At 70.8% G+C, this 11,933-nt stretch carries 10 protein-coding genes; 4 read left to right on the forward strand and 6 right to left on the reverse strand.

What is annotated here, in order from left to right:
- The 4 genes from BJY20_RS05540 to BJY20_RS05555 all read right to left on the reverse strand — a co-directional run bounded on the left by BJY20_RS05540 (window position 1) and on the right by BJY20_RS05555 (window position 2,883).
- Window positions 1-1,179, reverse strand: a complete 1,179-nt coding sequence (locus BJY20_RS05540; protein ID WP_185990604.1) for an XdhC family protein — start codon at window positions 1,177-1,179, stop codon at window positions 1-3.
- A gap of 123 nt (window positions 1,180-1,302) precedes the next feature.
- On the reverse strand, window positions 1,303-1,902 hold the full coding sequence (locus BJY20_RS05545; protein WP_185990605.1) for a methylated-DNA--[protein]-cysteine S-methyltransferase: 600 nt from the start codon (window positions 1,900-1,902) through the stop codon (window positions 1,303-1,305).
- Window positions 1,899-2,381, reverse strand: a complete 483-nt coding sequence (locus BJY20_RS05550) for an RNA polymerase sigma factor (protein WP_185990606.1) — start codon at window positions 2,379-2,381, stop codon at window positions 1,899-1,901. Before BJY20_RS05550 ends, BJY20_RS05545 begins: the two co-directional genes overlap by 4 nt.
- Window positions 2,368-2,883, reverse strand: coding sequence for a methylated-DNA--[protein]-cysteine S-methyltransferase (locus BJY20_RS05555; RefSeq protein WP_185990607.1), 516 nt, complete (start codon window positions 2,881-2,883; stop codon window positions 2,368-2,370). The genes BJY20_RS05550 and BJY20_RS05555 overlap by 14 nt, the downstream gene beginning before the upstream one ends.
- Window positions 2,884-2,962: 79 nt before the next feature.
- Between BJY20_RS05555 and BJY20_RS05560 the strand changes: the two genes are divergently transcribed.
- A complete protein-coding gene (locus BJY20_RS05560; RefSeq protein WP_221935253.1) occupies window positions 2,963-3,952 on the forward strand; it encodes an NADPH:quinone oxidoreductase family protein in 990 nt (329 codons plus the stop codon).
- A gap of 298 nt (window positions 3,953-4,250) precedes the next feature.
- On the opposite strand, the gene pepN is transcribed toward BJY20_RS05560, so the two are convergent.
- The gene (gene pepN, locus BJY20_RS05565; RefSeq protein WP_185990608.1) at window positions 4,251-6,719 is read right to left on the reverse strand and encodes an aminopeptidase N; all 2,469 of its coding nucleotides are present in this window, start codon (window positions 6,717-6,719) and stop codon (window positions 4,251-4,253) included.
- Window positions 6,720-6,819: 100 nt separating this feature from the next.
- Here pepN and BJY20_RS05570 point away from each other — a divergent pair, with 100 nt between their 5' ends.
- From BJY20_RS05570 to BJY20_RS05580, 3 genes are all read left to right on the forward strand, one after another.
- The gene (locus BJY20_RS05570; RefSeq protein ID WP_185990609.1) at window positions 6,820-8,040 is read left to right on the forward strand and encodes a PucR family transcriptional regulator; all 1,221 of its coding nucleotides are present in this window, start codon (window positions 6,820-6,822) and stop codon (window positions 8,038-8,040) included.
- A 142-nt stretch (window positions 8,041-8,182) separates the two neighbouring features.
- Window positions 8,183-10,507 (forward strand): molybdopterin cofactor-binding domain-containing protein, encoded by a 2,325-nt coding sequence (locus tag BJY20_RS05575; protein WP_185990610.1) that lies wholly within the window; start codon window positions 8,183-8,185, stop codon window positions 10,505-10,507.
- 10 nt (window positions 10,508-10,517) lie between these two features.
- Window positions 10,518-10,994: a (2Fe-2S)-binding protein gene (locus BJY20_RS05580; RefSeq protein ID WP_185990611.1), complete on the forward strand. Its 477-nt coding sequence runs from the start codon at window positions 10,518-10,520 to the stop codon at window positions 10,992-10,994.
- 60 nt (window positions 10,995-11,054) lie between these two features.
- Here BJY20_RS05580 and htpX read toward each other — a convergent pair whose 3' ends face one another.
- Entirely contained in the window at window positions 11,055-11,909 is an 855-nt protein-coding gene (gene htpX, locus BJY20_RS05585; protein WP_185990612.1) for a zinc metalloprotease HtpX, read from the reverse strand.
- Window positions 11,910-11,933 lie beyond the last annotated feature (24 nt).

Genomic DNA, 11,933 nt, shown 5'->3' on the forward strand with positions numbered 1-11,933 from the left:
TCAGGTCATGATCTGGTGGTCCAGGAGTGCCGGGGCTTCTTCGTCGGGTGCCCCGTCACGGTTCGTGTGGTGGATCGGTCCGCGGGTGTCGGTCAGGGGCTGGCCCTGCCCTCCCCAGCGGTGGGCGATGATCTCGGCGGCGATGCTCACCGCGGTCTCCTCTGGAGTGCGCGCGCCCAGGTCCAGACCGATCGGGCTGGACAACCGGTCCAGCTCCTCCTGCGTCAGGCCGCTCTCCCGCAGCCGGGCCATCCGGTCGTCGTGCGTGCGGCGCGAGCCCATGGCGCCGACGTAGGCGACCTGCGGGGCACGCAGCGCCACCTCGAGCAGTGGCACGTCGAACTTCGGGTCATGGGTGAGCAGGCAGATGACCGTGCGCGAGTCGATGCGCCCCGCCTCCAGCTGGGCAGTGAGGTACCGGTGCGGCCAGTCGACGACCACCTCGTCGGCCTCGGGGAAGCGGGTCCGCGTCGCGAAGACCGGGCGCGCGTCGCACACGGTGACCTCGTAGCCGAGGAAGGACCCGATCCGCGCACAGGCGGCAGCGAAGTCGATCGCGCCGAAGACGAGCATCCGCGGGGCAGGCGCGTACACGGCGGCGAAGACCCGCATGCCCTCCCCCCGTCGCTCACCGTCGGGGCCGTAGGTGAGGGTCTCGCTGTGGCCTCCGGCGAGCAGTCCGCGCACGTCGTCGAGGACCGCCGCATCGGCACGGTCGCTGCCGATGGCCCCGGAGTGGTCCTCGTGGTGGACGACCATCCGACGCCCCACCCACGCGGGGTCGGGGTGCTCGACGACCGTCGCGACGGCCACGGGTCGCCCACCGTCGATGTCCTCGGCGACGCCCTCGAGCTCGGGGAAGGTCGTCGGGGAGACCTTCTCGACGTAGATGTCGAGGATCCCACCGCAGGTCAGGCCCACCGCCATCGCGTCGTCATCGCTGACGCCGTACCGATGCAGCTGCGGTGTGCCGTCGTGGAGGACTTCTTCGCCGACCTCGTAGACCGCACCCTCGACGCACCCTCCGGAGACCGATCCCACGGCCTGGCCGCCGGGTCCGATGAGCATCGAGGCGCCCGGCCCCCGGGGCGATGAGCGCCAGGTCGCCACGACCGTGCCCATGGCGACGTCCTCGCCGGCACGCCACCACTGGACCAGTTCCTCGAGCACGTCACGCACGGCACGCCACCCCCATGGGCCCATCGGTTCGCGTCAAGTCACAGGGGGGCCCGGGTGCGGCGAGACGGTCGGTCACAACATCCACCGACGCCACTGTCGGGTCCATGGTCGGATCATCGTCCATCACTGCGGCCACGGCAAGGGGGGGTGCGGTGACGACGACGCGCCGCGGCGCTCCAGGGCCAGCAACAACCGCTTCGCCTCGGGCCCGCCGCGGTAGCCCCCTTCGCTCCCGTCGCTGCGGACCACCCGGTGGCACGGCAGGACCAGCGGGACCGGGTTGTTGGCGCAGGCGCCGCCGACCGCCCTGACGGCCCGCGGTCGTCCGGTGGCGGCCGCCAGCTCTGCGTACGTCGCGGTGCGCCCGTACCCGATCGTCGGCAGGGCGTCGACGACCTGACGGCGGTAGCCGCTGAGCAGGCGCAGATCGACGGGCACGTCCACCCGTTGCGAGCGACCCTCGAGGTAGTCGGTGAGCGCGTGCGCGGCCGTGTCCAGTCGTGCGGGGGCGCGCAGCACCCGGGGGCTCACGCGGTCGGCCAGGTCGGCCAGGACGGCGTCGTGGCCCTCCAGTGCGAAGGCCACCCGGACCACACCCGCACCCGTCGCCGCGACGAGCAGCGGCCCCAGCGGCGAGTCGAGGACGCGGTAGGCGACGTCGAGCAGGTCCGCGGCGGCGGCATGCTCGACGAGGGCAGCATGCAGATGGTCGAGGTCGTTCATCGGATCTCCTTCTCCCGCAGGGTCTTCAGCCCGTCGCTGGCCGCGCGACGGGCGGCCGCCTCGGTGCCGCCGACGAGCTCGGCGACCCGGGCGTGGGACAACCCGCCGAGGTACCGGTAGGTGATCACCTGGCGTTGCTTGGTGGGCAGCTCGGCGACGTGCCGCCACACCCCTTCGTCGTCGTGCGGGTCGTCCTCGCCCGGGACGTCCGGTAGCTCGGCGACCGGATCGGCGCGACGACGGGCGCGGGCCCGGTGGACGTCGGTGCACTTGCGACGGGCGACGGTCGCCAGCCAGGCCGCGGCGTCGAGGTCCGGCGGCAGGTCCGGCCACGCGGACAGCGCCGCGAGGAAGGTCTCGCTCCACGCGTCGTCGACGTCCGCCGGGTCGAGGCGGGAGCGGCAGATCGCGAGCACCCGCGGTCCGTGCTCGGTGACCACGAGCTCGAAGGGAGGCAGTCCCACCTCAGAAGAGGGCATCGCGCTCCTGGGCCGCCGGCTCCTCGAGCGCGAGCAGCGCTCGCTTGCGCTCGATCCCACCCGCATATCCCGTGAGTGAGCCGTCCGCCCCGACGACACGGTGGCAGGGCACGACGATCGAGATCGGGTTGGCACCGACCGCCCGGCCGACCGACTGGGCGGCGCCACCGAGCTCATGGGCGAGCTCGCCGTAGGTGAGGGTCTCGCCGTAGGGGATGCGGGTCAGCCGCTGCCAGACCCGTCGGTGGTGCTCGCCGCCGCGCAGGTCGAGCGGCAGGTCGAAATCGCGTCGCTCCCCGTCGAGGTACTCCCCCAGCTGGGTCGCGAGAGCGGTCAGGACCGGCTCGTCCGTGCCCGTACGCCGCCCGAAGGTGTCCGGGTCCGGCAGCGTCCAGTGCCCCGGGAAGTACAGGCCGACCAGCACAGGTGCACCGGGGGCCCCATCGAGGACGGCAGTGAGCTCGCCGATGCTTGTCGGGAGCAGCGCGTGCCGAGTGGTCATGGATCCGATCATGGTGGATGTCGTCACACCATGTGAACGCACGGGCGCACGGATCCGTGAGGTCAGTACCCTCCCCGGCATGAGCATCCGCGCGTGGCAGGCCCAACAGCTCGGCACCCCGGCCGACGTCCTCACCCTCGTCGAGGCCCCCAGCCCGACGCCCGGCCCCGGGCAGGTGCGCGTGCAGGTGCGCGCGAGCGCGGTGAACTTCGCCGACACCCTCATGTGCGCCGGCGAGTACCAGGTCAGGCCCGAGCCCCCCTTCGTCCCCGGCCTGGAGGTGTGCGGTGACGTGCTCGAGGTCGGCGAGGGCGTGACCCACGTGGCCGTCGGCGACCGGGTGCTCGGCGGGACCGCGGTGCCGCACGGCGGCTTCGCGAGCGAGTGCCTCATGGAGGCGATCAAGACCTACCCCGCGCCGGCGGGCCTGGACGACGCGGCCAGCGCCGCGCTGATGATCAGCTACCAGACCGGCTGGTTCGGTCTGCACCGGCGGGCCGCCCTGCACGAAGGGGAGACCCTCCTCGTCCACGCTGCCTCCGGTGGCGTCGGGTCGGCTGCCGTCCAGCTGGGCAAGGCCGCAGGAGCGCGGGTCATCGGCGTCGTCGGCGGCACCGACAAGGTCGCCATCGCCGAACGGATGGGCTGCGACGTGGTCATCGACCGCAAGGCCGAGGACATCATCACCAGGGTCAAGGAGGTCACCCAGGGGCACGGCGCCGACGTCGTCTACGACCCGGTGGGCGGCTCGGCCTACACCGCGAGCACGAAGTGCATCGCCTTCGAGGGACGGATCATCATCGTCGGCTTCGCCAGCGGGCGCATCCCCGAGCCGCGCCTGAACCACGCGATGGTCAAGAACTACACGATCCTCGGCCTGCACTGGGGACTGTACGAGCAGCACGACCCGCAGTCGGTGCAGGACTGCCATGCCGAGCTGGTGCGCCTGGCCGACGCCGGCCAGATCGAGCCGCTCGTGGCGGAGCGGTTCGACTTCGCGGACACCCCCGCCGCGCTGACTCGGATCGCCGGTGGCTCGAGCACCGGCCGGATCGTCATCACGGCCTGAGGCGCCTGCGCCCCGGGGCGCAGGCATCGGTCTGATCGGGAAAGCCGCGGTTCGGCCGCGACAGCGCGGCTCGGCCGGGTCATCTGATCCTGACCGGGTTGTGTCGCGGTCAGGGGCCGACGTCCCGGCCAGCTCGACATTTCCCGGCCAAGCGAACGAAGAACGGCCAGTGCGAGGACGCGAGTGCGCCCGGCTCAGGGGTGCCCCTTCGAGGCTCGCCCGTTGAGCGGACTCACGCCTCAGGACCCGGAACGAACGACCCAGGGCGTGCCCCTTCCTCGTCCCGGCGGCGGAGGAGTCAGCCCGGGAAGGCCCTCCGCGAGGCAAGGGCCTCCTCCAGCTCGGACTGCGCGTCGACCATCTTGCGGCGCACCCCCTGCTGCAGGTCAGCGCGGGCGAGGCAGGACCGCGACAGCGCGAGCGTCTCCTCGCTGACGAAGCGTGAGGGGTAGTTCATCGCGGTCACCTGCGAGAGGGCGTCCTCGCCGAGCCATGCGGTCATCCGCGGGACCTCGGTGAAGTACCGCTCGACGTAGGGCTCGACGAGCGAGAGGTCCTCCGGCCCCCAGAAGCCGGCCGAGATGGCGACGAGCTCGTGGTTGCTGCGCTCCCGGTTGGTCGTCAGGTCCGCCCAGGCCTGCGCCTTCGCCTGAGCGGTGGGGATCGCGGCGCGGGCGGTCAGCGCGCCGAGCTGCCCGGTCATCGTCCTGTCCTCGGCCAGTGCACGGTCGATCTCCTCGGCGCCGATGACACCACGGCGGCTGAGCTGCCCCAGCAGGATCCACCGGAAGTCGGCATCGCCCTCGAGGCCGGCGGGCAGGTCGCGCCCGTCGGCCCAGGGCACCAAGCGGCCCTCGACGTCGTCCGTGGTGCGGGCGATCAGGCGGGCGGCGTGCAGCGCCCGTGAGGACCCCGGGTCGGCAGCGGCGAGGACCTTCTCACCGACGCGGGCCATGCGCGCCCTTGCGGCGCTCTCCTCCTCGTCCGGCAGCAGCACGCGGATGACGCGACCGGTCAGGTGCATCCCGGCGCGGGAGAAGATCGAGTCGTTGTCCTCGGTGACCAGCGCGTCCTCGCCGAGGTCGACCAGCAGGCGCGGGTCGACGCGCGCCATGGCAACGCCATCCCGCAGCCCGATCCAGATGACCGCCCGCGCCTGGGCGTCGGACAGCATCGGCAGCTGGCCGCGCAGGGCGTCGAGGGACTGCTCGTCGAGGATGGGCGTGGCCCACGTACGGTCGCCGGCGTTCGGCAGCACGAGGGGCGCCTCCATGTCGACGCCGGGCACGGTGGCCTCGGTTCCCTCGAGGGTGAGGTCGACGCGGGAGGTCTGCACGCCCCCTTCGTAGGTCGCGATGTCGAGGACGTGCGGACGCTCCGCGGGGTACTCCTCCGGAGCGGTACGGCAGAGCGTCCCGGCCATCCGGGCCACCTCGAGGGCGTCGACACCGGCGGTCTCGAGCCAGCCGCGGCTCCACGTGTCCAGCTCGCGCCCGCTCGCCTCCTCCATCGCGCGCAGGAAGTCCGCGAGCGTGCCGTTGCCGAAGGAGTGCGCGCTCAGGTACGCCCGGATACCGGTGAGGAAGGCGTCGTCCCCGATGAACTCGATCAGCTGGCGGATGACCGCGGCGCCCTTGGCGTAGGAGATGCCGTCGAAGTTGGCGAGGGCGGACTTCGCATCGGGTGCGGGTGAGCCGGCGACCGGGTGGGTCGAGGGCTTGCGCTCGGCCGAGTAACCCCATGACTTGCGCGACATCGTCGAGTCGATCCACGCCTCCGTGTACTCCGTGGCCTCCACCAGGCAGCGGTGGGCCATGTACTCGGCGAAGGACTCGTTGAGCCACAGGTCATCCCACCACTGCGGGCTGACGAGGTCGCCGAACCACATGTGCGCCATCTCGTGGCTGATCGTGTTGGCGCGGGTGAGCAGCTCGTCGCGCCCCACCGCCCCGCGGAAGAGGTAGGAGTCTCGCAGCACGACGCAGCCGGGGTTCTCCATCGCGCCGGCGTTGAACTCCGGGACGAAGACCTGGTCGTAGTCGTCGAAGGGGTAGCGGATGCCGAAGATCGAGTGGAAGTAGTCGAAGCTGGCCCGGGTCACCGCGAGCATCTCGTCCGCGTGCTCCCGGAGCTGCCCGGCCATCGACGCACGCGCCCACAAGCCGAGGTTGATCCCGTCGTGCTCGTCGTGCACGGACACGTACGGCCCGGCGCACAGCGCGACGAAGTACGTGGACAGCGGCTTGGTCTCCGCGAGGTGCCACACGCCCCCTTCGCTGACCGTCGAGGCACCGTTGCCGATGACCTTCCACTGCTCCGGAGCCTGGACGGACACCGCGTAGGGGGCCTTGATGTCGGGCTGGTCGAGGCAGGCGAAGACCGCGGGCGCGGCGTCGAGGAAAAGGTGGCTGAAGACGTAGTCCTCGCCGTCGGCGGGGTCGGTCGCCCGGTGCAGGCCCTCGCCGTCGTGGCTGAAACCCATCGTCGCCTCGACCTCTACCACGTGCTCACCGGCGGTCACCGTCAACGGCAGTCGCCCCTGCTCGAGGGAGGCCACGTCGAGCGGCTGTCCGTCGAGGGTGGCCGAGTGCAGCGTGACCGGCTTGCAGTCGAGGAAGGTCGTCCCGTCACCGCGGGCGGTGAGGTGGATGCGGGTGCGGGAGCGAAAGGTCTCGGGCCCCCGGTCGAGGTCGAGCTCGACCTCCATCCGGGTCACGGACAGCAGGTCGGCGCGGTGGACGGCTTCGTCACGGGTCAGGGAGGGCACACGGGCATCCTGTCACCGTTGTCGCCGGCGCGACTGCTCCGGCTGCCTAGACTGGCGGCACACGGCGGCGAGGAGGTCGACGGCAGCGGATGGAGGCGACATGGACACCAGCGAGGAGCACGGTCTGCTGTCACAGTTGCTCACCAGTGCCCGCGCGGAGCGTGTGGAGCCCATCACCGAACGTCTCGTCGCGTCCATCGCGCGGGAGAACTTCGCCTACGACTTCAGCGGGGTCGTCCCCGACGGCGACCTGTGGCGCTCCTGCCACGACAACGTCGAGCGGGTGCTGGACATGCTGGTCGTCGCGGTCCGACCCGACGGCAGCCTGACGTCGGTCGAGGACATGGATCTGCTGTTCGACGCGGCCAGAGCCACCGGTCGACGCCGCGCCAAGCAGGGCCTGCCCCTCGACGACGTGCTGCGGTCCTACCGCATCGGCGGCCGCCTGATCTGGGAGGACCTCGTCGAACGCGCCGACCCGCCGCTCGACTCCAAGAGCTTCCGCGATCTCGGTGTGTGGCTCTGGGCCAGCGTCGACAAGTCCTCGGCCGAGGTGGCCAGCTCCTACCGCAGAGTCGAGCAGCAGATGCTGCACGCCGACTCACAGCGGATGGCAGCGTTGTGGGAAGGCCTGCTCAGCGGTCGCGCCCGGGAGCAGGCCTTTGCGCACGAGGCGGCCCGCGCCATGGACGTGCCGGCATCCTCTGCGCTGCTGGTGCTGCTGGTGCACGACAGCACCCCACAGGACGCAGCCGGTGCGGTCGATCCCGTCGTACAGCCTCTCGGAGCGGGGGCCGTGTGGCAGGGGCGGGCCGGGGGTGACGTCATCGCCCTCGTCACCCTGTCCGCGCAGGGCGATCACCGCCCTGTGCTCGATGCGCTGACCGGGCTGTCCGGCGTCGATGGCGGTGTATCCGGCGTCTGTCACGGCTTGGCCGACGTCGACGATGCCTTCGAGCAGGCTCGGGTGGCGGCCGAGGGGCTCGGTTCGGGCAGTGGCATCGCTGCCTACGACGAGCGGCTCGTGCCCGCCCTGCTGCTCAGCTCGCCCCAGATCACCCGCCGGCTCATCGCGTACTGGCTCGGGCCCCTCCTCGACCTGCCCGACGCGGAGCGGGCCGAGCTGGTGCTGACCTTGGCGGCATGGGCCGAGGCAGGTGGGTCGACCAGTCGTGCCGCCCTGGCGTTGCCGTGTCACCGCAACACCGTGCTCAATCGCCTGCGGCGGATCTCGGCCCTGACCGGTCACCGGCTCCTGGACACCCCACCGCCAGTGGGTCTGTCGCTGGCCCTGCAGGCCCACTCGCTCGACATCGCCTGAGCCCGACACGTCAGGGCCCTCGTTGTGCAGAACGCACACAGTTGTCCTGCGCATCGTGGGCCGCGCCGCATGGCAAGGGGCGCCGTCACGCGGTCTACTTGCTGGTAGCACACGACAGCGCCGTCGAGATCGGGAGAACTGCATGACCGACGTCCGACCCACCAATCCGCGCGAGCCATCCACCCCCGGGGCCAGCCGCCGCGCCTTCATCGGCTACGTGATGGCCGGTGCCACACTCGCGACAGCCGCAGACATGACCTTGGGCAGCGAGCCCGCGGATGCCGCCATCCCCACGCCGCCTCAGATACCCGAGGTCATGGACCTCAACGACCTGCTGACCCTGGCGGCCCAGCCCACCGCGAACCTCATCACCGTCACGATCGGCGAGGACGGTCGCGCCTCCTTCGCGCTGCCACGCGCCGAGGTCGGTCAGGGCATCGTCACCTCCAGCGCGATGATGATCGCCGAGGAGCTGGACCTGCCGGTGGACAAGGTCGACGTCACCCTGGCCCAGGCCCGCCCGGAGCTGGTGTTCAACCAGCTGACCGGTGGGTCGAACACGACGATCTCCACCTACACCCCGATCCGCGTGGCGGCCGCGCTCGCCAAACAGCGGCTCCTCGAGGCGGCCGCGACCGTCCTCGGCGACACCGTCGACGCGCTGGTGGCCAAGGGCGGCCTGATCACCGACAGCACCGGCGCCAGCATCGGCTACGGCGAGCTGTCGGCGAAGGCCGCGGTCGCCGAGACCGTCCGGGCCGAGGTCAACCTGAAGTCCCGCTCGCAGCACACGGTCATCGGCACCCCGCAACGTCGCACCGATGCCCGCGCCGCGGTGACCGGAGCCAAGGTCTTCGCGATGGACCTCGACGTGCCCGACGCCCTTCCGACGATGGTCGCCCGCCCGCCGACACACAACGGCGCCCCCGTCCGCCTGCGCAACCAGTCCGCGATCACGGCGATGCCCGGGGTCACCGACGTCGCCGTGGTCCCCACCGGGGTCGCGGTGCGCGCCAAGACCTTCGGCCAGTGCATCGACGCCGTCATCGAGATGGACGTGGAGTGGGAAGGGGGGAAGCTGGCCGGCGAGGACGACGCCTCGGTCCTCGCGAACCTCAAGAACGCCGAGCTGCCGATGGCGGTTCCGAAGGTGCCCCTGCTTGCCAAGCAGGTGGACGCCGAGTTCACCTTCCGCTTCCGCAGCAACTCCTCGCTCGAGCCCAACTGCGCCATCGCCGACGTGCGGTCCGGCTCGGCGCGGATCTGGGGATCGATGAAGTCCCCGGTCGTCGCCCAGGAGGAGATCGCCGCCGAGCTCGGCCTGCCCATCTCCTCGGTGAACGTCGAGGTCACCCAGGGTGGGGGGTCCTTCGGCCGCAAGCTCTTCCACGACGCGGCGCTCGAGGCGTCCCGGATCTCGAAGGCGATGGGCAAACCGGTGAAGCTGATGTGGCACCGGGCGGACGAGCCGCGCCAGGGGCGGCTGCACCCGATGTGCACCTCCCGGGTGCGGGCCACCCACCTGCTGGGTCAGGTGCTCTCCTTCGAGCAGCGGCACACCAGCGTCAAGACCGACTTCGGGCACGGCCTGGGCGAGATCATCACCGGGCAGGTCGCGAAGCTGCCTGTCGGGGACCTCACCTTCTCGCAGACGATCTTCACGCTCACCCAGGAGATCCCCTACAACTTCGGCGTCGTCACCCAGCTGCTCAACGAGACCGACGACCGCTTCAACACCGGCAGCATGCGCAACATCTACTCCCCCGACGTGCGCGTGGCGAACGAGCTCGTCGTCGACGAGCTGGCCCGCAGCATGCGCAAGGACCCGGTCGCCTTCCGCCGCTCATTCCTGCGCAACGACCGGGCCAGGGCCGCCCTGGACCGGGTCGCCGAGGTGGGCGAGTGGGGCCGGGACCTGCCCGAGGGCGTCACCCAGGGTGTGGCGATCCACAAGGAGTACAAGGGCGTCACGGCGTGCCTCGTCGAGCTCGACATGCGACCCGAGACGGTCAACCGGGACATCCGCGCAGCCGTCACGGGACCGCGGGTGACCAAGGTCGTCTTCGCTGTCGACGCCGGTCTGGTCATCAACCCGACCGGGCTGGACGCGCAGATGCTCGGCGGGGTCATGGACGGCATCGCGCTCGCCCTCACCTCCAGCTGCCACTTCGATGAGGGCCACTTCCTCGAGGCCAGCTGGGACAACTACTTCTACACGCGCCAGTGGAACGCCCCGCCGGAGCTGCGCGTGGAGATCATGCCCTCCCAGGAGGGCCAGCCCGGCGGTGCCGGCGAGGCCGGGGTCGCGGCGAGCTTCGCGGCCATCGCCTGCGCGTACGCGCGGGCCACCGGCAGGATGCCGACCGAGTTCCCGATCAATCACGCCGACCCGGTCGCCTTCGAGCCGAAGCCCTTCGTGCCCTCGGTCCCGCAGTCGCCGACCAATGGCCTGAACTACACCTACTGAGGAGCTTGCCATGTCCAGTCACACCTTCGTCCTCAACGGCGAGAAGGTCACGGTCGACGTCGAGCCCGGCGTACGCCTGCTGTGGGTCCTGCGTGACGTCCTGGGCGTCACCGGCCCGAAGTACGGATGCGGCATCAACGTCTGCAAGGCCTGTACGTCGCACGTCAACGGCAAGGCGATGAATCCCTGCTCGGTCCCGGTCGACCAGATCTCCCCCGACGACGAGATCACCACGATCGAGGGCCTGGCCGACACCGTCGAGAAGGACCTGCACCCGATGCAGGAGGCGTGGATCGAGCACGACGTCGCGCAGTGCGGCTACTGCCAGCCGGGCCAGATCATGGCCGCGGTCGCCCTCGTGCGCAAGGTCCGCGAGGAGGGTCGCGCGATCAGCGAGGCCGACCTCGACGGCATCCGCAACATCTGCCGCTGCGGCACCTACACCCGCATCCGCGAGGCGATCCGCACCGGCGAGCAGCACATGTGACGAGACATGGCGAGGTGTGGCATCCCGATCAGGACTGCCGCCCCTCGCCATGAATCGGCATCAGGAAGAACTCTGCGGCCCGCGGGCCATCGCCTGCAGGCGCTCGATCCGCTGATCCATCGGCGGGTGGGTGGAGAAGAGCTTCGAGACGTCCTTCGCATTGAAGGGGTTGGCGATCATCATGTGCGAGGTGTTCTGCAGCTCCTGGGTGGGCTGCAACGGCGCCTTGGCCACCCCGTGCTGGAGCTTGTTCAACGCCGAGGCCAGCGCCAGCGGGTCACCGGTGAGCTCGGCACCGTCCTCGTCGGCGTCGTACTCGCGGGTACGGCTGATCGCCATCTGGATGACCATCGCCGCGACCGGCGCGAGCAGTGCCACGGCGATGGCGGCGATCGGGTTGCGGTCGCGCCCGCCGAACCACAGGCCGATCGAGGCGACCGAGGAGATGACACCGGCGATCGCGCCGGCGACCGAGCTGGTGAGGATGTCCCGGTTGTAGACGTGCATCAGCTCGTGGCCCAGGACGCCGCGCAGCTCGCGCTCGTCGAGCAGCTCGAGGATCCCCTCGGTGCAGCACACGGCGGCGTGCTCGGGGTTGCGGCCGGTGGCGAAGGCGTTGGGTGCCCGCGTGGGCGAGACGTACAGGCGCGGCATCGGCTGGTCCGCCTTCTGGCTCAGCTCCTGCACGATCCGGTACATCCCCGGGAACTGCATCGGGTCGGCCGGCTGGGCGCGCATCGCCTTGATCGCCAGCTTGTCGGAGTTCCAGTACGAGTACGCGGTCATCCCGACGCCGACGAGGCCGAAGAGCCACATGAACATGCTGCCGCCGAGCGCATAGCCCACGAGCAGGAGCAGCGTGAAGATCCCGCCGAAGAGCGCTGCCGTCTTCAGCCCGTTGAAGTGGTTGTGCATGTCAGTCCCAACGTCGAAGGAGGG

It is taken from the genome of Janibacter cremeus, from assembly GCF_013409205.1.
Classification (GTDB): Bacteria; Actinomycetota; Actinomycetes; order Actinomycetales; family Dermatophilaceae; genus Janibacter; species Janibacter cremeus.